The 19,492-nt window shown below is 67.8% G+C and carries 22 protein-coding genes and 3 tRNA genes; 18 read left to right on the plus strand and 7 right to left on the minus strand.

What is annotated here, in order from left to right:
• Positions 1-7: 7 nt before the first annotated feature.
• Complete coding sequence (locus tag AC1DGI_RS00565; RefSeq protein WP_476897367.1) at positions 8-1,057, minus strand: PHP domain-containing protein; 1,050 nt, start codon at positions 1,055-1,057, stop codon at positions 8-10.
• 197 nt (positions 1,058-1,254) lie between these two features.
• Between AC1DGI_RS00565 and AC1DGI_RS00570 the strand changes: the two genes are divergently transcribed.
• The 13 genes from AC1DGI_RS00570 to AC1DGI_RS00630 all read left to right on the plus strand — a co-directional run bounded on the left by AC1DGI_RS00570 (position 1,255) and on the right by AC1DGI_RS00630 (position 9,609).
• Positions 1,255-1,327 (plus strand) — tRNA-Glu (locus tag AC1DGI_RS00570).
• A 103-nt stretch (positions 1,328-1,430) separates the two neighbouring features.
• Positions 1,431-1,504: transfer RNA gene (locus tag AC1DGI_RS00575), tRNA-Asp, on the plus strand.
• 48 nt (positions 1,505-1,552) lie between these two features.
• Positions 1,553-1,628, plus strand: a tRNA-Phe gene (locus AC1DGI_RS00580).
• A gap of 710 nt (positions 1,629-2,338) precedes the next feature.
• Positions 2,339-2,800: an Asp23/Gls24 family envelope stress response protein gene (locus AC1DGI_RS00585; protein ID WP_476897368.1), complete on the plus strand. Its 462-nt coding sequence runs from the start codon at positions 2,339-2,341 to the stop codon at positions 2,798-2,800.
• The gene (locus AC1DGI_RS00590) at positions 2,797-2,988 is read left to right on the plus strand and encodes a hypothetical protein (RefSeq protein ID WP_441402766.1); all 192 of its coding nucleotides are present in this window, start codon (positions 2,797-2,799) and stop codon (positions 2,986-2,988) included. Before AC1DGI_RS00585 ends, AC1DGI_RS00590 begins: the two co-directional genes overlap by 4 nt.
• Complete coding sequence (locus tag AC1DGI_RS00595) at positions 2,985-3,353, plus strand: hypothetical protein (protein WP_476897369.1); 369 nt, start codon at positions 2,985-2,987, stop codon at positions 3,351-3,353. Before AC1DGI_RS00590 ends, AC1DGI_RS00595 begins: the two co-directional genes overlap by 4 nt.
• Positions 3,350-4,057 (plus strand): hypothetical protein, encoded by a 708-nt coding sequence (locus AC1DGI_RS00600; protein ID WP_476897370.1) that lies wholly within the window; start codon positions 3,350-3,352, stop codon positions 4,055-4,057. Before AC1DGI_RS00595 ends, AC1DGI_RS00600 begins: the two co-directional genes overlap by 4 nt.
• A complete protein-coding gene (locus AC1DGI_RS00605) occupies positions 4,054-4,665 on the plus strand; it encodes a hypothetical protein (RefSeq protein WP_441402769.1) in 612 nt (203 codons plus the stop codon). Before AC1DGI_RS00600 ends, AC1DGI_RS00605 begins: the two co-directional genes overlap by 4 nt.
• Positions 4,666-4,921: 256 nt before the next feature.
• Positions 4,922-6,202, plus strand: coding sequence for an ABC transporter substrate-binding protein (locus AC1DGI_RS00610; protein ID WP_476897371.1), 1,281 nt, complete (start codon positions 4,922-4,924; stop codon positions 6,200-6,202).
• 6 nt (positions 6,203-6,208) lie between these two features.
• Positions 6,209-7,246: a carbohydrate ABC transporter permease gene (locus tag AC1DGI_RS00615; protein WP_441403320.1), complete on the plus strand. Its 1,038-nt coding sequence runs from the start codon at positions 6,209-6,211 to the stop codon at positions 7,244-7,246.
• Positions 7,243-8,133 (plus strand): carbohydrate ABC transporter permease, encoded by an 891-nt coding sequence (locus AC1DGI_RS00620; RefSeq protein WP_476897372.1) that lies wholly within the window; start codon positions 7,243-7,245, stop codon positions 8,131-8,133. Before AC1DGI_RS00615 ends, AC1DGI_RS00620 begins: the two co-directional genes overlap by 4 nt.
• A gap of 10 nt (positions 8,134-8,143) precedes the next feature.
• Complete coding sequence (locus AC1DGI_RS00625; RefSeq protein WP_441399415.1) at positions 8,144-8,398, plus strand: hypothetical protein; 255 nt, start codon at positions 8,144-8,146, stop codon at positions 8,396-8,398.
• Positions 8,399-8,517: 119 nt separating this feature from the next.
• Entirely contained in the window at positions 8,518-9,609 is a 1,092-nt protein-coding gene (locus AC1DGI_RS00630) for a LacI family DNA-binding transcriptional regulator (protein ID WP_441399416.1), read from the plus strand.
• 32 nt (positions 9,610-9,641) lie between these two features.
• Here AC1DGI_RS00630 and AC1DGI_RS00635 read toward each other — a convergent pair whose 3' ends face one another.
• The 4 genes from AC1DGI_RS00635 to AC1DGI_RS00650 all read right to left on the minus strand — a co-directional run bounded on the left by AC1DGI_RS00635 (position 9,642) and on the right by AC1DGI_RS00650 (position 12,665).
• Positions 9,642-10,583, minus strand: coding sequence for a DUF8083 family protein (locus AC1DGI_RS00635; RefSeq protein WP_476897373.1), 942 nt, complete (start codon positions 10,581-10,583; stop codon positions 9,642-9,644).
• A gap of 31 nt (positions 10,584-10,614) precedes the next feature.
• Positions 10,615-11,421, minus strand: a complete 807-nt coding sequence (locus AC1DGI_RS00640; RefSeq protein WP_441399418.1) for an exodeoxyribonuclease III — start codon at positions 11,419-11,421, stop codon at positions 10,615-10,617.
• A 71-nt stretch (positions 11,422-11,492) separates the two neighbouring features.
• The gene (locus AC1DGI_RS00645) at positions 11,493-12,206 is read right to left on the minus strand and encodes a glycoside hydrolase family 25 domain-containing protein (protein ID WP_476897374.1); all 714 of its coding nucleotides are present in this window, start codon (positions 12,204-12,206) and stop codon (positions 11,493-11,495) included.
• A 312-nt stretch (positions 12,207-12,518) separates the two neighbouring features.
• On the minus strand, positions 12,519-12,665 hold the full coding sequence (locus AC1DGI_RS00650; RefSeq protein WP_441399420.1) for a lmo0937 family membrane protein: 147 nt from the start codon (positions 12,663-12,665) through the stop codon (positions 12,519-12,521).
• A 325-nt stretch (positions 12,666-12,990) separates the two neighbouring features.
• On the opposite strand from AC1DGI_RS00650, the gene AC1DGI_RS00655 reads away from it, so the two are divergent.
• The 5 genes from AC1DGI_RS00655 to AC1DGI_RS00675 are packed head-to-tail and all read left to right on the plus strand — an operon-like array spanning position 12,991 to position 17,866.
• On the plus strand, positions 12,991-14,490 hold the full coding sequence (locus AC1DGI_RS00655; RefSeq protein WP_476897375.1) for a CoA-acylating methylmalonate-semialdehyde dehydrogenase: 1,500 nt from the start codon (positions 12,991-12,993) through the stop codon (positions 14,488-14,490).
• Positions 14,490-15,581: an enoyl-CoA hydratase/isomerase family protein gene (locus AC1DGI_RS00660; RefSeq protein ID WP_476897376.1), complete on the plus strand. Its 1,092-nt coding sequence runs from the start codon at positions 14,490-14,492 to the stop codon at positions 15,579-15,581. Before AC1DGI_RS00655 ends, AC1DGI_RS00660 begins: the two co-directional genes overlap by 1 nt.
• Entirely contained in the window at positions 15,574-16,530 is a 957-nt protein-coding gene (gene mmsB, locus AC1DGI_RS00665; protein WP_476897377.1) for a 3-hydroxyisobutyrate dehydrogenase, read from the plus strand. Before AC1DGI_RS00660 ends, mmsB begins: the two co-directional genes overlap by 8 nt.
• Complete coding sequence (locus AC1DGI_RS00670; RefSeq protein ID WP_476897378.1) at positions 16,527-17,303, plus strand: enoyl-CoA hydratase; 777 nt, start codon at positions 16,527-16,529, stop codon at positions 17,301-17,303. The genes mmsB and AC1DGI_RS00670 overlap by 4 nt, the downstream gene beginning before the upstream one ends.
• Before the next feature lie 11 nt (positions 17,304-17,314).
• A complete protein-coding gene (locus AC1DGI_RS00675) occupies positions 17,315-17,866 on the plus strand; it encodes a hypothetical protein (protein WP_476897379.1) in 552 nt (183 codons plus the stop codon).
• 57 nt (positions 17,867-17,923) lie between these two features.
• Here the strand turns inward: AC1DGI_RS00675 and AC1DGI_RS00680 are convergent, their stop codons facing one another.
• Complete coding sequence (locus tag AC1DGI_RS00680) at positions 17,924-19,156, minus strand: NAD(P)/FAD-dependent oxidoreductase (RefSeq protein ID WP_476897380.1); 1,233 nt, start codon at positions 19,154-19,156, stop codon at positions 17,924-17,926.
• A gap of 4 nt (positions 19,157-19,160) precedes the next feature.
• Positions 19,161-19,487, minus strand: a complete 327-nt coding sequence (locus AC1DGI_RS00685; protein WP_476897381.1) for a 2Fe-2S iron-sulfur cluster-binding protein — start codon at positions 19,485-19,487, stop codon at positions 19,161-19,163.
• Positions 19,488-19,492 lie beyond the last annotated feature (5 nt).

Here is a 19,492-nt window from a genome sequence, read left to right on the forward strand (position 1 = left end):
CCAACCGCTACTGGCCGCGGCCGGACCACTCCAGCAGCCGGTCGAGCGGCCAGGTGGTGATGATCCGCTCCGGCGGCACGCCGTTCCGCGCGGCCCGCTCTGCACCGTACTGCAGGAAGTCGAGCTGGCCCGGGGCGTGCGCGTCGCTGTCGATGCTGAAGAGGCAGCCCGCGTCGAGGGCCAGCTGGATCAGCTCGTCCGGCGGGTCCTGGCGCTCCGGCCGGGCGTTGATCTCGACGGCGACCCCGTGTTCCGCGCACGCCGCAAACACCTGTTTCGCGTCGAACTCCGACGGCGGACGCGTCCCCCGCGAGCCGTTCAGGAGCCGGCCGGTGCAGTGGCCCAGCACCCTGGTGTGCGGGTCTTCGATGCCGCCGAGCATCCGCCGCGTCATGGTCCGGCTGTCCGAACGGAGCTTCGAGTGCACGCTCGCCACCACCACGTCCAGCCGGTCCAGCAGTTCGGGGGCCTGGTCCAGTGTGCCGTCCTCCAGGATGTCGACCTCGATGCCGGCGAGCAGGCGGGGCCGCGGCCGGGCCGCTTCGGTCCGGCCCGCCTTGGTCCGAGCCGCTTCGATCCCGGCGATGAGGTCCAGCTGCTCTCGGAGGCGTTCGGGGCTCAGCCCGTTGGCGATCTTCAACGTGGGGGAGTGGTCGGTCAGGGCCACGTACTCGCGGCCCAGCATTCCCGCCGCGTCCACCATGGCTTCGATCGGCGAACCGCCGTCGGACCAATTGCTGTGCAGGTGCAGGTCCCCGCGCAGGCTCGCCAGCAGCTCGCGGCCGCCTTCCACCAGCGGCTCGGCGCCGCGTTCCCGCAGGCCGGCGAGGTAGTCGGGGATCCCGCCGTCGACCGCCTGGGCGATCACCTCGAACGTCCGGTCGCCGATCCCCTTCGTGCGCTTGAGCCGGCCGTCGCCTCTTCGCGCCGCCAGTTCCTCGGGGGAGAGGCCGGCAATGATGTCGGCCGCTTTGCGGAAGGCCTGCACCTTGAAGGTGGTGGCGCGATCGCGTTCGAGCCAGAAAGCGATCTCATTAAGGGCTGCGGTGGCGTCCATCTGACCATCATCCGCACAGCAGTACGGAGCTTGTCCAGAGCCTATCCCGGGGTTGTGGATTGGATTTTGGAGATTCCGGGAGTTGCCCCTATAGTTTTATAGGTCCAGTTCGGAGGAACCCGAAGGGAGCAAAAACGGAAGGCTTCGGCCCTAAATTTTTGCCCTTGCAGCAGCGGGTTTTACCGGATGGCGTCCTGGCCCCCATCGTCTAGCGGCCTAGGACACCGCCCTTTCACGGCGGCGGCACGGGTTCGAATCCCGTTGGGGGTACGCAAGGAACTGGTCAGGCCGGATGAAAATGTCTGGTAAGCTAGAGTCCTTGAAAAAATGCGGTAGCGATACTGCAGGCAGCAAGAAACAGTAGTAAAAGTAAGGCCCTGTAGCGCAGTTGGTTAGCGCGCCGCCCTGTCACGGCGGAGGTCGCGGGTTCAAGTCCCGTCAGGGTCGCTCTGATTGCCAGAAGAAATTCCGGCCGTCATGGTGACATGTCACCTAGGCTCTGTAGCTCAGTTGGTAGAGCGTTCGACTGAAAATCGAAAGGTCACCGGATCGACGCCGGTCGGAGCCACCACTGGGAAGCATCAGTTCTTACGAACTGGTGCTTTTCTTCTTTAACGCAGACCGCTCACCCCGTCGACTGCTCCATAGCGGCCCTTTTGAGGGCTGAGAACGGCAGTTTTGGAGCAGCGGATGTGGGTCCGTCAGTGGGCGCAGTCGCAGTCACCCGACGCTGCCGGGCGCCGCAGTCGCGCCATTCGCCAATATTGGCCGCCCTCGGGGATTCATAACGGCCGCCTGTGGCAAACGGCGCACAGATAGCCGCAACAACCGGCTCCGCCCCACTCTCGGCTTCGACAGCCAACCAGAGTTCACCAAATTGCTCCCGCCGTAGTTGCCCAAAAAGTTGCAGCCACCACCGGACCTTTCATCCGCCAAGCGGGCCGTTCTGAAGCAGTAGGCGAGATATAGGGCGGCGGACGACGGCGGCAGGTGCGGTTTGGGGACACGCCCGAGACCGCCGCTAGACTCGCACGCCGGGACGAACGCCATTGCTGCGAACCGTCCCTGGCGGGTCCGCGGCGCAAGCCCGACCAAGTCATCTAGCCCATAAGGCGGCTTCCCCACGGCCGCCGAAGCCTGCAAGACCACTTCGGAGCCTCGCTGCTGCTGCTCTGGCCCGGGCGCCCCAGCAGGCCCTCGCTTACGGCGGATATCCTCGTGATCTGCCCCCGCGGTCGGCCCCAAGGGCTAGGGTGGTGTCAAAGAGAAGGGGAGTGCCTCATGGAGTACCAGAATCCTCAGTCCGCACCGGGCCCGGAGACCGCCCTGCCGGGGACGCTCCGCGCCGCGACCGGCCGCACCGTCATCTCCGAAGCCGCCGTCGCCAAGGTTGCCGGCATCGCCGCCCGCGCCGTCCCGGGGGTGTACTCCCTGGGCACGGGGCCCTCAAGGGCACTGGGCGCCTTCCGCGACGCGGTCGGCAGTTCGGACCACGCAGCCGGGGTGCGCGCCGAGGTCGGCGAGACCCAGGTGGCCGTGGATATTGACCTGGTGGCGCTGTACGGCACCCCCTTGCATCCCCTGGCCGACCAGATCCGCGCTGCCGTCTACGCCGCCGTGGAGGAGCTCGTCGGGCTCCAGGTCATTGAAGTGAACATCGAGATCCACGACGTCTTCGTCCCCGGCCCGCCCAAACTGCCGGCCGCCGTCGAGACCCGGCCGGCAAGGGAGGGGCTTCAGTGAACCTGACAGTAGTCGGCATTGCCGCCGGCGCCTTCCTGGCCTTCATGTCCTTCGCGTTCGGAGTTTGGGGTTTCCTGGGGTCCCTGCTCTTCATGGCCGTCGGAGCCCTGCTGGGCCGTGCGGCGGAAGGGAAACTGGATCTGCGCAGCGTGTTCGATGCCATCACCGGCCGGCGTTCGTCCTCATGAGCATCGCCGCCGGCCGCCTGCTGGCCGGACATAACCGGATCAGCACCCAGGCCCTCACCAGCGTCGCCCGGGCCGCCGCGGCCGAGGCTCTCGGCGTGCCGCCGCAGGACGTGCGGGCCGACTGGACCGATGACGACGGCCTGCTGGCGCTGTCCCTCGTCACGCCAATCGCGGTCCCCTCGCTCACCTCGGTGCTGCGGGATCCCGCACGCGTAGCCGGCTTCGGCGGCCCCATCTGGGACCGGGCGGTGGCCGCGAAGGCGCGGATCCTCCAGCGCGTGACCGAACTCAGCGGCGCCCAGTTGAGCCGGGTGGACATCCGCATCAGCGGGGCCAGCGTCAGTGATGGAGGGCGGGTTCGATGAGCCACGCCGCCGAACGACACCACCGCGACGCCGGGTTCCACGAACCAGGCTCCCACGCCCACGGTCCCAGCACCACCGGCGCCGGCAGTAGCCCCCGCGAAGCCGGGACCGTCCCCGGCCCGGACTCCGGCGCGGCCGGAATGGAGAAAGTCCTCGCGCGGGAGACCAGCTCGTCCCGGGCGACGGCCTCCGTCATCGCGGCAGTCCTTGTCATTGTGCTGTGCGGCTACGCCCTGCTTGAAACCGCTGTCCGGGCCGTCGGGCAGCCGCCATGGCTGGTTGATCCGCAAACTGCCGCGGACCGGCTCACCGCACTCCCGGCCGGAATCGCCCCGCTGCTGCTCGGCGTCATCGGTGCGGTGCTGATGGCAGCCGGGCTCTACTTCTTCCTCAACGCAATACTGCCCGGCCGACGCGCCCGGCACGTGCTCGCCGACCCGCGTGCCGCCGTCGTGGTCGACGACGAAGTGATCGCCTCGGCGCTGGCGCGGCGTGCCAGGCTGGCTGCCAACGTGACCCGGGATCAGGTGATGGTGGTGGTCTCCCGGCGCCAGGTGCTGGTCAACATCCGGCCGACCTCCGGCGTGCCGCTCCGCGAGGCGGAGGTGCTGGCCGCCGTTGAAGCCGAGCTTCGTGAAATGGCCCCTTCGCCGATGCCCGAGGTCCGGGTCAACCTGGCCTCCTCGGGGGTGATCGGAGCGTGAACGGCACCCCCCGGCTTCTCAACCGGATTCTGCTCGGCATCCTCGGCGCCAAGCTCCTGGTCATCGGGACCCTGCTTGTGCTGCTGGCCACGGTGCCCGCGGTCGGGAACTGGTGGCAGGGCTGGTCCGGCCAGGTGTGGACCGACATCCGCGGCCTGTTCGAACGCACCCGCTTCCCAGGACGGCCGGAGAGCTGGCTATGGATTGTCATGGTGGTCCTGCTGGTGGTCGTCATCGGGGTCATGGTGGCCTGGCTGGCGCAACAAGGCAAAGGCCGCGCCAACCTGCTGGTCGCCGAGGACGACGCCGGCGAGGTGCCCGGCAGCGTCCGGATCGGCGGCAGCGTGGCCGAACAGGCACTTAAGGCGGCGCTGGCCGACCGCCCGGACTTGGCTGGCGCCATGGTGGCCACCTATGACTTTGGCGGCGAGCCGGCCCTGCGGATCCGGGTGCAACCGCGCCAGGGTGTGGCCCCGCATACCCTCGCCGCGGAGGTTTCCGCCCTGGTGGAGGCACTGGACGCCGTGATCGGCAAACGCACCCCCGTACTGATTCACATCGGTTCCGGTGCCCGGTCCAGGTTCGGCCGCGCCGAACGCGTCCGCTGACGCGGACCGGCGCCAGGGGACGACACGCCGGTCGGTGAGCATTTCGACCATTCGCCCCAGCTGAAACATGAGCCCCACGGGTCTTGGTTCCGCGCCGGGCCGCGCCCGCCGGGGTGTTGGGTGTCCCCGCAACAGGGATCCGTTGGGAAAACGTTGATGTAAACGCTTGCATTACCTGCCATCTGCTCGCTAGTGTGATGCCCACCACACCAACTGCACCACCGGTCCCATCCGGTACTCAGCGAGGAGCACCTGCATGAAAACCCGTAAGTATCTACTTCCCGTGGCCGCGGCCGGGGTACTGGCCCTTTCCCTGTCGGCCTGTGGAGGTGGCGGAGGCGGCAGCAGCAGCACGGGTGGCGGCGATGCGGCAGCCAACCTGGACGGCAGGGGTCCGATCACGTACGTGCAGGGCAAAGACAACAGCAACGTGGTCCGGCCGCTGATCGACAAGTGGAATGCCGCGCACCCGAACGAGAAAGTGACGTTCAAGGAGCAGACCGACCAGGCCGATCAGCAGCACGACGACCTCGTCCAGCACTTCCAGGCCAAGGACTCTAACTACGACGTGGTCAGTGTCGACGTCGTCTGGACCGCGGAATTCGCCGCCAAGGGCTGGCTCCAGCCGCTCAAGGACAAGACGGCGCTCGACACGGCCGGGATGCTGAAGCCGACCCTCGACGCCGCCTCCTACAAGGGCACCCTCTACGCCGCGCCGGAATCTTCCGACGGCGGCATCCTGTACTACCGCAAGGACCTGGTCCCCACGCCGCCCAAGACGTGGGACGAAATGATGAGCATGTGCTCGATCGCCAAGACCAACAACATCGGCTGCTACTCCGGCCAGTTCTCGAAGTACGAGGGACTCACGGTCAACGCCTCCGAGGCGATCAACTCCGCCGGCGGTTCCGTGCTGGACAAGGACGGCAAGCCGAGCCTGAACACTGATGAGGCCAAGGCCGGCCTGGCCAACCTTGCCAAGGCCTACGCGGACGGCAATATCCCCAAGGAAGCCATCACCTACAAGGAAGAGGAATCCCGGCAGGCTTTCCAGGACGGCAAGCTCCTCTTCCTGCGCAACTGGCCGTACGTCTACAACCTGGCCGTCACCGAAGGATCCTCCAAGGTCAAGGACGTGCTGGGCATGACGGCGCTTCCGGGCAAGTCCGGCCCCGGTGCCTCGTCGCTCGGCGGCCACAGCGCCGGCATGAGCGTCTACTCCAAGAACAAGGCCACCGCTTCGGACTTCCTGAAGTTCCTCACCACCGAGGAAACGCAGAAGTTCTTCGCCACGCAAGGGTCGCTCGCTCCGGTGCTGAGCAAGCTTTACGACGACAAGGACCTCGTCGCCAAGCTGCCGTACCTGCCGGTGCTGAAGACCTCGATTGAGAACGCCGTCCCGCGTCCGGTGACCCCGTTCTACCCGGCCGTTACCAAGGCCATCCAGGACAACGCATACTCGGCCATCAAGGGCGAGAAGGCAGTGGACGCAGCGCTGTCCGACATGCAGAAGTCCATCGAAACCCAGTCAAAGTAGTCCAAAATGGCAACTGAATTGGGCCCGACGCCGGTAAAGAAGCCGGCGTCGGGCGGGACCGAACTCCACCATGCACCCAAGGGGGTGGGGGAGGACAATGTCATCGCGAGCCAGGGCAAGTGGGCATCGTGGCTGTTGGCCCCCACCGTCATCGCGCTGGCCGTCGTCATCGTTTACCCGATTGTCAGCGCCATCGTGATGTCCTTCCAGGCCGACGCTGGCTTGGATCCCGCCACCGGCCTCTTCGCCGAGGGCGGTCCGGCGGGTCTCACCAACTACGTCAACTGGATCGCCCAGCAGTGCGCTTCCCCCGGCGGCGGAACCGTAGCCTGCCCGCCCGGCACCCTCGGCTCCCAGTTCTGGTCCGCGACAGCCACCACGTTCTTCTTCACCATCGTGACCGTGAGCCTCGAGACCGTGCTCGGCTTCTGGATGGCCATCATCATGGCCCGCACCTTCCGCGGCCGCAGCCTGATCCGCGCCGCAGTACTCGTGCCGTGGGCCATCCCCACCGCCGTGACGGCCAAGCTGTGGCTGTTCATCTTCGCGTTTGAGGGGATCGCCAACAAGCTCTTCAACGCATCCATCCTGTGGACCGGCAGCGAGTGGCCGGCCAAGTGGGCGGTCATCATCGCCGACGTCTGGAAGACGACGCCGTTCATGGCGCTGCTGATCCTGGCCGGGCTGCAGATGATTCCGGCCGAGGTATACGAGGCCGCCAAGGTCGACGGCGCCTCGGCCTGGCAGCGGTTCCGGATGATCACCTTGCCGCTGGTCAAGCCTGCGCTGATGGTGGCCATCCTCTTCCGCACCCTTGACGCGCTGCGGATGTTCGACCTGCCCTACATCCTGACCGGCGGGGCAAACAACACCACCACGCTGTCCATCCTGGTTATCAGCCAGATCAGGCAGGGCTTCAACGTGGCGGCAGCGCTGTCCACCATCACGTTCATCATCATTTTCCTTGTCGCCTTCATCTTCGTGCGCTTCCTGGGCGCGAATGTCGTGGAGCAGCAGACCGGCGCTAGTAAGGGGAAGAAATGACCGCCGCCGCTACCGAGCTGCGCGCGCAGCAGGACCAGGGCCGCAAGACCGCCCAGAACCGGGAGAAATGGGCCCAGGGGCGGACCTACATCAGCGCCGTGGTGATCCTCATCTGGTGCCTGGCCCCGGCCTACTGGATGGTGGTGACGGCATTCCGCGAGGTTGGCTTCACGTACGACACCTCGGTCCTGCCGACGCACGTCACGCTGGACAACTTCATGACCGCGTTCGATACCTCGTTCGGCAACCACTTCGGCCAAGCGCTGCTGAACAGTGTGTTCATCGGCGGCGTGGTCACTGTGGTGTCGCTGCTGATCGGCGTATTCGCCGCCTACGCCCTGGCCCGCCTGAACTTCCGGTTCAAGTACCTCGTGCTGGGCTTCATCCTGGGTGCTTCGATGTTTCCCGGCGTCGCCCTCATCACCCCGCTGTTCCAGCTGTTCACCAACATCGGCTGGATGGGAACGTACCAGGCCCTGATCATCCCGAACATCTCGTTCGTGCTGCCGCTGACCGTCTACACCATGACGTCGTTCTTCCGCGAAATGCCGTGGGAGCTCGAGGAATCGGCCAGGGTGGACGGCTGCACCCAGGGCCAGGCCTTCCGGAAGGTGATCATGCCGCTCGCGGCTCCGGCCATCTTCACCACCGCCATCCTGGCGTTCATCTCCTCGTGGAACGAGTTCCTGATCGCCAGCCAGCTCTCGTCCGATAAGACCCAGCCGGTCACCGTTGCGATCGCGAGCTTCGCGGGCGCACAGCCCAACCAGATCCCGTACACGGCGATCATGGCGGCCGGAACCATCGTGACCATTCCACTGGTCATCCTGGTGTTGGTCTTCCAGCGCAAGATCGTCGCAGGCCTGACGGCCGGCGCCGTGAAGTGACGGCTCCGTGATGGCAGCAGGACAGAACCGGGGCGAGGTCCGCAGGCCGCATCGCAGGGTGCGCTCGGGCGAGGATTTCGACATCATTATCGGGTTCCTCGGATTCTGGGCGCTGGTCCTGCTGGCGGTCACCGTCTGGATGGAAATCACCGCGCAGCCGGCTGTCGGCTGGGCCCTCGGGCTGCTTGTGACCCTGCTGGCCCTCTACGGCATGGTCCGGCTCCGCCGTCGTCTGCCAGGGCGGACTGCCACCAGGCGGCGGTAGCGGCGCGTCAGCAGCGCGTCACGAAGTGCGGTGCCGGGTCCGGTCGATTGTAGGATGAAGCGGCGCTGCGGGGGCGGCACGCCGGCCGTGTTGCTACGGCCGGCCGACAAGGGGACATGGTGGCACGGACAACTGACAGGGCGCAACGCGGAGGCCATTCCGGCGTCAGCATCGAGGACGTGGCGACCGCCGCGGGCGTCTCCACCGCCACCGTTTCCCGGGCGGTGCGAGGGCTGCCGCGGGTTTCACCCGCCACCCGGGAGAAAATCCTCGAAATCGCGGCCGACCTCGGGTACGTGGCCTCGTCCTCGGCCTCCGGGCTGGCCACCGGCCGTACCCGGACCATCGGGGTGCTGGCGCCCTTCGTCAGCCGCTGGTTCTTCTCCAAGGCCATCGAAGGCGCGGACCGGGAACTGCACGGACGCCAATACAACCTGTCGCTGTTCAATTTGGGCGGCCACGGCAGCCACCGCGAGCGGCTGTTCAGCAAGACCATGGTTTACAAGCAGATCGACGCGCTCCTGGTCCTCTGCATGGCCTTGACCCGTGAGGAACTGGAGCACCTGCATAAGATTGACATCCCGCTGGTCGTGGTCGGCGGCCACGTCGAAGGGTGCGCCTACATCGGGATCGACGACTACGCCGCCGCCTCCACCGCGGTGCGCCACCTCATCGACCTGGGCCACCGGGACATCGCGCTGCTGCACGGCGACGACGAGACGGACCTGAACTTCGATGTTCCGCGGGTGCGGATCAAGGCCTTCCAGGACGTGATGGCCCAGGCCGCGCTGGACGTCCGGCCGGAGTGGGACCAGTGGGGGGACTTCACCGTCCAAAGCGGGCAGGACGCGTTCCAGCGACTCTGGGACCTGCCCGGTCCGAAGCCCACCGCGATCTTCTGCGCCTCCGATGAGATGGCCATGGGGGTGCTATTCGAGGCCCGCCGCGCGGGGGTCCGGATTCCGGAGGAGCTCTCGGTGGTGGGGATCGATGACCACGAGTTCGCAGCCGCCGTCGGGCTCACCACGGTCGGGCAACGCCCGGACGAGCAGGCCGAGCTCGGCACCAAGATGCTGCTCGATGAACTCGACGGAATCGCCGGGGCGGTGCGTTCCGCCGTGGCCCCGCACCGGCTGATCGTACGGCGTACGACGGCGGCCCCGCGGCTCGCGGAACCGCTCGCGCCGGTATCGGGCCTGCGCCGGACCTAAGGTCCCGGCGTCGCGGCTTCAGGCACGCGGCCTCAGGAAGCGCGGGCGAGCTGCCGGATCGGGATCCAGCGGGAAGCCAGCCGACGGTAGGCGGCGGCCGCTCCGGTCATGTCGCCCTCGGCGAGGCACTCGATCCCCAGCCGCACGTCCAGCGGGGACTCGTCGGGGTAGACCTTGTCCGCCACCGCGCCGTAATCGAGCTCCACGACAGAGTCCCGGTGGAAGAGTTCGAGCCACTCGGTGAGCTGGGTCAGGTCCTCCAGCATGTCCAGGTCAGGGGCCGCGAGGGCCAGATGGGCGACGGCGTGCCGGACCCGGTTCAGGGCGGCACCGATCGAGGCCCGGATGCGCACGGTGACGATCCGGCCGCCGGCCTCCACCACATCAGTGGGATCGGACTCCTGGAAGAGGCAGAACCAGCTGAACGGGATCCCCCAGGTGGACGCGCGGGTGTGCACGCGGCGGGTACCCTCGCGGGCCTTCACCTGGTCGATGCGTTCCTGGTGCCGGTCGCGCTGTTCCTCGGGGATCAACAGCTGGGCGAGCGGGCCGTGGATGCCCTCCATCAAGGCGTTGGCGGCCAGCCCGGCCCGGAGCACCAGCTGGCTGGGGCAGTAGAGCAGCCTGGCCGGCAGCACCTTGCGGTCGGAACCGGAGTCTTCGGTGCCAGCGCTTTCGGGGCTGGAGTTCCCGGTGCCGGCCGCGCCGGACGCGCCGGCGTCGGAACCGCTGACGGCCAGCACCCGGACCAGGTCGGTGTGGCCGGTGGGGAATGGATCCCCGCCCGGGCGGGTGATCCGGCCCAGCGAGGCGAGCAGCTCGGCGTTCTCCACGGCGGCGCGGGACTCGGAGCGGGCGCCGGCGGCCCGCAGGCTCTCCTGCTGCTCGGCGGGGAAGGCCTCCAGTGGCTCATAGACCCGCAGCGTCGAGGAAAACGGCAGTCCGGCCTGGCCGCGGTAAAGGTTCCCCGTCATCGCTGGCCTGCGCTTCCCCGGCGGGCGTCCATCAGTCGGCCAACTCCACGATCACCGGGGCGTGGTCCGAGGCGCCCTTACCCTTGCGCTCCTCGCGGTCAATCGATGCGCCCGTCACCCTGGCGGCCAGCGCGGGGGAGGCCAGTGCGAAGTCGATCCGCATCCCCTCCTTCTTCGGGAAGCGCAACTGGGTGTAGTCCCAGTAGGTATACACCCCGGGTCCCGGCGTGTACGGGCGGACGACGTCGGCAAATCCGGCGGCTTCGAAGGCGTGGAAGGCCGCGCGTTCCGGTTCGCTGACGTGGGTCAGGCCCGCGGTGCGGAAGTAGTCGATGTCCCAGACGTCCTCGTCCCTCGGGGCGATATTCCAGTCGCCCATCAGCGCGATCTGCGCGTCGGGGTCTGCCTGGACCCAGCCCTCGGCGTGGGAGCGGAGGGAGTCCAGCCAGCTGAGCTTGTAAGGCATGTGCTCGTCATCGAGCGCCCGGCCATTGGGCACGTACAGGCTCCAGACCCGGATCCCGCCGCAGCTTGCGCCGATCGCGCGGGCTTCCTGGACCTCGTCCCTGCCGCCCTTGCCGAAGGCGGGCTGGTTCATGAAGGCGCGTTCGACGTTGTCGAGCCCCACCCGAGAGGCGATGGCCACCCCGTTCCACTGGCTCAGGCCGAAATGGGCGACCTCGTAGCCCATGCGCTCGAACAGCTCCCACGGAAAATTGTCGTCCTTGCATTTGGTTTCCTGGATGGCCAGGACGTCACAGTCGGTGCGTTGAAGCCAAGCCTCAACGCGGTCGGCACGGGCACGGAGCGAGTTCACATTCCAGGTAGCAATCTTCACAAGTCCTAACTTACCGAACTTGGCCCGGCGGGGGAGCCGACGGCGGGCACGCACGGCCCGCGCCCGGTCGCCTACTTGAGGAAGGAAGCGTTGAAGGAACTCAGATCGACCGCAACCCCTGCGAAGCTGTGCTCCAGCTTTTGCTGGACCCCCACCCGCATGGTGGTGGGGGTGTTCCAGCCTCCGTATCCCACCGGGGCCGGGGAGAGGTAGTCGGCGTCCCACTGGTTGTAGTCGAGGTTGCCGGCGTGGGTGTCCCAGAGCGGGATGTGGGCGAATGCCGTGCTGCCGTTGGTCATCTGCGGCCACATCGCGGATCCGGTGTAGATGACCGGCCGGACCCCCATCGATGTGACGCCGTCGATCATGGCCTGGGTGACCACCGGGCCGCCTGGCTCCACATCGAGGGCAAAGAACTGTAGCTGGGACTGGTACGGACCGGCCGCGCTGATTCCGCCCTGCCAGCACCCCGGATCCCTGGTGTAGACGGCGATCTTGAGGCCGGCGGCGAGGGCCATCCCGAGCTGGGCCGGCGTGTTGCCCCAAGGAGTGCAGGTGCCCCAGGCGGTTGAATGCATGACGTAGAGCCTGAAACCGGCGGCGTAGGCGCTGGCAAACCACGCGGGGTTACCAATGGCGCTGGTCGAGTCGATGACCTTGACGGACGGATTCGGCGCCGCCGGCGACGGGGCCGGTGAGGCTGCCAGCGCAGCCGGCGCAGTGGAGAGACCCACGACGGCCAACCCTATTACAAGGATCGCGGGTGCGAGGAGCTTCTTCTTCATCGCACGGCCCCCACGCGGCAGCCGGCGCGGATGCCAACCCGGGACCCGCACCTGTTGGCAACTAAAGCAGGCATAGCAACCACCTCACAACGTGGCGGTTCTCAGCACCGGTTGAGCAGGGAGGGCCCGTGTCGACAACCGGTAGCTTGAGAACCATAGCCATTTTATGGCGGCTGCTACGGGCCGGGCACGAGTAGCAGATACTCGAATTCAGACGCCGCCACGCCGACCGCTGCCCGTAGGTGCGGGCCGCGGCACGGGGCCCGCCAGGCAGTGGCCGCGGCGTCCGCGAGGGTCGCGTTGTGCCGTTGTTTACGCGCGGGACCTGCCTCGAAGGAAGTGGAAGATCAGGACCACGACGGCGATAACCAAGAGCAGGTGAATGAACCCGCCACCGATGCCGCCGATCAAGCCGAGAAGCCAGAGAACAGCAATGATGATGGCTATCCAAAGCAACATGAGAGTCTCCCTTGTTTGTCTGCGGATGGAAGTGCTGATTCTGCGCCACACCCGCGTTGCGTGTGGTGCGCTTCACCCTATGTCAGGATCTGGTTCTTGGAAATGGAAAAACCAGAAGCGATAGCCACCGGCCGGTTCGCCAGCCACCCCGCTGACGTTGTGAGTGGCAGAGTCGCTTATGTGTGTCAAGGGTCACGGGCTGGTGACGCCCWGCCGGTGATCCGCGGGGCCCGCCCGCGGCGCCGGCCCGCTCTGGAAATTAGTAGGAAGTCCGAGTATATTCGGGTGCAGATGATCTAGGTCACATGCAAAGGAGCATTCCATCATGGTTCGTGAGCTTTCCCATTACGTCGGCGGACAGCACGTGGAGGGCACCTCCGGGCGCTTCAGCGATGTCTATGACCCCTGCACCGGCGAGGTCCAGGCCCGCCTTCCGCTGGCCAGCGCCGAGGAAGTCCGCAACGTCGTCGCCAACGCGGAGAAGGGCCAGCTGGAATGGGCTGCCATGAACCCGCAGCGCCGCGGCCGGATCCTGCTCAAATTTGTGGATCTGGTCAACCAGAACATGGACGAACTTGCCACCCTGCTGTCCTCCGAGCACGGCAAGACCTTCCTGGACGCCAAGGGCGACATCCAGCGCGGCATCGAAGTAGTGGAGTTCGCCGCCGGCGCCCCGCACCTGCTCAAGGGTGAGTTCTCCGACAACGCCGGAACCGGAGTCGATGTCCACTCGATGCGGCAGCCGCTCGGCGTCGTCGCCGGCATCACGCCGTTCAACTTCCCGGCCATGATTCCGCTCTGGAAGTCCGGCCCGGCTCTGGCCGCCGGCAACTCGTTCATTCTCAAGCCCTCCGAGCGCGACCCCTCGGTGCCGCTGCGCCTGGCCGAGCTGTTCACTGAAGCCGGCCTTCCGGACGGGGTGTTCAACGTGGTCAACGGCGATAAGGAGGCCGTGGACGCGCTGCTGGAGGACCCCCGCGTCCAGGCCATCGGCTTCGTCGGCTCCACCCCGATCGCGCAGTACATCTACGCAACCGCCGCCGCACACGGCAAGCGCGCCCAGTGCTTCGGCGGCGCCAAGAACCACATGGTAATCATGCCGGACGCGGACCTGGACATGGCCGCGGATGCCCTGATCGGCGCTGGCTTCGGCTCCGCCGGCGAACGCTGCATGGCCATCTCGGTCGCCGTCCCGGTCGGCCAGCGGACCGCCGACGCCCTCGTGGCGAAGCTGCAGGAGCGGATCGCCGGGCTCAAGGTCGGCCACAGCCTGGCCAAGGATTCGGACTTCGGACCGGTCGTGGCCGCCTCCGCCAAGGAGCGCATCGAGGGCTACATCGCCTCCGGCGTCGAAGAAGGCGCCAGCCTCGTGACGGACGGCCGCGGCCTGAAGGTGGAGGGCTACGACGGCGGCTTCTGGGTGGGCCCCACGCTGTTCGACAACGTCACCAAGGACATGAAGATCTACAAGGAGGAGATCTTCGGCCCGGTCCTGAGCGTGCTCCGCGCCGAAGACTACGACGAAGCCCTCCGGCTCTGCAGCGAACACGAGTTCGGCAACGGCGTGGCCATCTTCACCCGCGACGGCGATGCCGCCCGCGACTTCGCCAGCCGGGTCCAGGTGGGCATGGTGGGCATCAACGTGCCGATCCCGGTGCCGATCGCGTACTACACCTTCGGCGGCTGGAAGGCCTCCGGCTTCGGCGACCTTAACCAGCACGGGGCCGACGCCTTCCGCTTCTACACCAAGACCAAGACGGTCACCAGCCGCTGGCCTTCCGGCATCCGCCAAGGCGCCAGCTTCGTGATGCCGGAAGGCAGCTGATGGCGGACCGGGCCTCCGAAACAACCGCCGAGGAGACCTCGCGCGGGACCGCGGAGGTCCTGTTCGAACGCCGCGGCCGGCTCGGCATCGCCACGCTCAACCGGCCCAAGGCCGTCAATGCGCTAACCGCGGGCATGGCCGCGGCGATGCTGGACCAGCTCACCCGTTGGGCCGACGACGACGCCGTCGCCACCGTGCTGGTCCGCGGCGCCGGCGACCGGGGCCTCTGCGCGGGCGGCGACATCGTGGCCATCTACCAGGACATGCTCGACGGCGGCGACGCCTCGGCGGACTTCTGGGCCGTCGAGTACCGTCTGAACCTGTTGATCTCGGAGTACCCCAAGCCCTACGTGGCCTTTATGGACGGGCTAGTCCTGGGCGGCGGCGTGGGCATCTCCGCGCACGGCTCGGTCCGGATCGTCACCGAGCGGACCCGGATGGGCATGCCCGAAACCACCATCGGCTTCGTGCCCGACGTCGGCGGGACGCTGCTGCTGTCCCGCTCACCGGGGGAGACCGGCACTCACGCGGCCCTGACAGGAGCCCATTTGAGCGGGGCGGACGCCTTGTTCCTGGGGCTCGCCGACACCTTTGTGCCCTCCGCGCGTCTCGGGGAACTCGCAACAGTGCTGGAGACCGAACCGGCGGAGGCCGCCGTCGCACGGTTCGCCGGAACGGCGCCGCCGTCGGTGCTTGCCGCGCAGCAGGAGTGGATTGACGCCTGCTACGCGTCCGACGATGCCGTGGAGATCGTGGACCGGCTGCGGACCGTGGGCGGTGAGGCCGTCGGTGTCGCGGACACCATCGAGGCCAAGTCCCCGACCGCGGTGAAGGTGGCGCTGGCCTCGCTGCGCCGGGTCCGCGGACTCAGCCTGGGCGAAGCCCTGGAACAGGAGTACCGGGTGGGCCTGCGCTTCCTCGCCGGCCCCGATTTCCGCGAGGGCATCCGCGCCCAGGTGGTGGACAAGGACCGCACCCCGCACTGGGTCCCGGCCAGTCTCGCCGAGGTCAGCAACGACGACGTCGAGGCCTACTTCGCGCCGCTGGGCGACCGCGAACTGAAACTTTCGAAGGAGCGCGACAATGTCTGAAACAGGAGCGGCTGACGCCCGCACCATCGCCTTCCTGGGCCTGGGCCACATGGGCGGCCCGATGGCCGTCAACCTGGTCAAGGCCGGCTACACCGTGACCGGCTACGACGTGGTGCCCGCCGCGCTGGAGGCCGCCCGCGCCCACGGAATCGCCACCGCGGACACCGCCGCCGAGGCCGTCACGGGCGCCGCCGTAGTGCTGACCATGCTGCCCAGCGGCAAACACCTGCTGGACGCGTACCGCGGCGACCCCAACCAGCCGGGCCAACAGGGACTGCTCGCCACCGCCGCGCCCGGGACCATGTTCCTGGATTGCTCCACCATCAACGTGGACGAGGCCCGCGAGGCCGCCGCGCTGGCGGTGGACTCCGGCCACCGGGCCGTGGACGCGCCGGTCTCCGGCGGCGTGGTCGGAGCCGAAGCGGGAACCCTGACCTTCATGGTCGGCGCACTGGCCGAGGACTTCGAAGCAGTCAGGCCGATGCTGGAAGTGATGGGAAAACGCGTGGTCCACTGCGGCGAGCACGGCGCCGGTCAGGCCGCGAAGATCTGCAACAACATGATCCTCGGCGTCTCGATGATCGCCGTCAGCGAGGCCTTCGTGCTCGGCGAGAAGCTCGGGCTGACGCACCAGGCGCTGTTCGACGTCGCCTCGGCCGCCTCCGGACAGTGTTGGGCGCTGACCACCAACTGCCCCGTGCCCGGACCGGTTCCCACCAGCCCGGCCAACCGCGACTACCAGCCGGGCTTCGCCGGGGCTCTGATGGCCAAGGACCTGAAGCTGGCGCTCAACGCCCTCGAAAGCACCGGGGTCGCCGCCCGACTGGGGCCGCTCGCCTCCGAAATTTACGATAGCTTTGCCGCGGAAGGCGGTGCCGGCCGCGACTTTTCCGGCATCATCACCGACATCCGGGACAAATCCGACCATCAGCCGAGGGGACAGGCATGACCGACTACACAAACATTCTGGTGGAGCGCCGCGGCCGGGTGGGCCTTGTGACGCTCAACCGGCCCCAGGCGCTGAACGCCCTGAACAAGGCCACCATGGACGAACTGGTGGCCGCCGTGACGGCCATGGACACGGACCCGGACGTCGGCGCCGTCGTGGTGACCGGATCCGCCAAGGCCTTCGCCGCCGGCGCCGACATCAAGGAGATGCAGTCCAAGGGCTACATGGAGATGTACGCAGCGGACTGGTTCCGCGGCTGGGAAGACTTCACCCGGCTGCGCATTCCGGTGGTCGCGGCGGTCTCCGGCTTCGCCCTCGGCGGCGGCTGCGAACTCGCGATGATGTGCGACTTCATCATCGCGGGGGACAACGCCAAGTTCGGCCAGCCGGAAATCAACCTCGGCGTGCTTCCGGGGATGGGGGGCTCGCAGCGACTCACCCGCGCGGTGGGCAAGGCCAAGGCGATGGACATGATCCTCACCGGCCGCTTCATGGACGCCGCGGAAGCCGAACGGGCCGGACTGGTGTCCCGCGTGGTCCCGGCCGCCGACGTCGTCGAGGAAGCCGTGAAGGCCGCCGAGGTGATCGCCGGCAAGTCCAAGCCGGTGGCCATGGTCGCCAAGGAGGCGGTCAACGCCGCCTTCGAAACCGGCCTGGCGCAGGGTGTGCTGTTCGAGCGCAGGGTGTTCCACTCGCTCTTCGCCACCGAGGACCAGAAGGAAGGCATGGCCGCGTTCAGCGAAAAACGGCAGCCCGACTTCACCCACCGCTAAGGCGGGCAGTCATGGGCACCGGCTTCCTTGGGGTCGCGGCATCGCCGGAGGAGCTCGGCGCCCGGCTTCCCGGTGACGAGCTGGTCCCCATCGCGGATGTGGTGATGGACCGCGGGTTCGATCTGCCGGCCCCGCCCGGCGCCGTCTGGCCGTGGATCGTCCAGCTGGGTAAGGAACGGTCCGGGTGGTACCTGCCCCGCTGGGCGGAAGCCCTCATTCCAGCCACGCGCCGGGCGCTCCGGACCATTGACCCGACACTTCAGGACCTCAGCGCCGGAGACGTCATTGCCGACTGGGGCGGCCGGCAGGCCACCTTCGAGATCGTAGCTGTGGATCCGCCGAAGGCCCTGGTGCACCGCTCGCAGCGGGGTGCACTCGCCATCAGCTGGGCAATCGTGCTGCGTCCGTCGCCCCGGGCGGCCGGGACACGGGTGCACCTCCGTCTCCGGCTGGCCGGGGTCAAGCGCCGTCGTCTCGTTGAAAGCGGCGGCGGCCTGTTCGATCTCCTGACCATCGCCGGACTCGCGGCCGGACTGCGGGAGCGGCTGGCCGCCGGCGGGTAGGGCGCCGGCGTCAGGCTCGGCGCCGGGCAAACACGGGCGCAAAGTGAGCGCCCTGTCCTACGCCACCGCAACTTCGCGGGAATGGGTCTTGAAGTCGAACCAGGGGTCCGCCGCGTCCGCCTGCCGGAGCGAACGGCCCTGGCTTAGCAGCCGCCGGGCCGCCATGTGGTCCGCCGGGTGGTTGACGGACTCGACGGCTGCAAGCTCGCCGTTCCGGTAGCAAAAAATGGAGAACTTGCCAGAGGCCGGATCCCCGCGGAGCACCGTCTCGTCCGCGTGCTGGCCCAAGCCGGCAATCTGCAGCTTCAGCGGGCCCTGCTGGGACCAGAACCAGGGCAACCCGGCGTAGCTCTCGCTGCTTCCCAGGATGGACCGGGCCAGGTGCCGGGCCTGATCCGTTGCGTTCTGCACGGACTCCAGACGGGTGCGGGCGCCGGCATGGCGGCTGGGGTAGCTGGCGCAGTCCCCGAGCGCGAAGATGTCCGGGTCCGGGGTGCGCAGGGCGCCGTCCACGATGATCCCGTTCTCGACCGGCAGTCCGGCGGCCGCGGCCAGTTCCGTCCTCGGGGTGACGCCGATACCGACCAGGACCAGGTCGGCGGGGTAAGCGTCCCCGGTGGTGCTGACGGCGGCCCGCACGTGCCGGTCCCGCCCCTCGAAGGAGGCAATGCCTTCACCGAAGCGAAGCTTTACGCCCATCCGCTCGTGGGCTTCGGCGAAATAGCCCGACATGGCCGGGGACAGCGCGCGGCCCATGGGCCGGTCCGCAAACTCGAGCACCGTCACGTCAATGCCGCGCTGCCGGGCCGCCGCCGCGAATTCCAGGCCGATGAATCCGGCGCCGATCACGACGACGGAGCGCGCTGCGGCCAGCCGGGCGTGGACAGCTTCGGCGTCGGAGAGCGTCCGCAGCCCGTGGATGCCGGCCAGGCCGCTGCCGGGAACGCTGAGTTCACGGTTGGCGGCCCCGGTGGCGAGGACCAGCTTGGAATACACCAGCCGCGATCCGTTGTTGAGCGTTGCCGTGCGGCGCTCCCGGTCGACGGCGGTGACCCGAACACCCAAGCGGGAGTCGACGTCGTTCCCGGCGAAGAACTGCTCCGCCCGCAACGGGAGCGGCAGCGGGTTCTTGGCCTCGGACATGTAGTCCTTGGACAGCGGCGGGCGCTGATAGGGGAAGTGGGCTTCCTCGCCGATGACGGTGATCCGGCCGGTGTAGCCCTCGGCGCGCAGGGAATCGACCAGTTGGATGCCGGCCTGGCCGTTGCCGACGATGACGATGTTGTCCATGGCTTCAGACCTGGCTGCCGGGCACATCGACTTCGACGTCTTCGAGGCCGTTGCCGAGGATGACCTGGCAGCCGAGGCGGCTTCGGGCCGCGTCGCGGGGGTCGGCCGTGCAGTCCAGCATTTCTTCCTCGTCGTCGCTGATGGCGGCCAGGTCCGCGAGGTATTCCGGGCGGACGTAGACGTGGCAGGTGGCGCACATGGCCTGCCCGCCGCATTCACCGACGATGCCTGCCACGCCGTTGGTGACGGCGGCCCGCATGATGGAGGTGCCGGGGTCCACGTCGAGGACGTCGACGGCGCCGCCGGCGTGGTGGAAGCTGATCTTGGTCATGATGT

Source organism: Arthrobacter sp. 05N428_2, assembly GCF_056397065.1.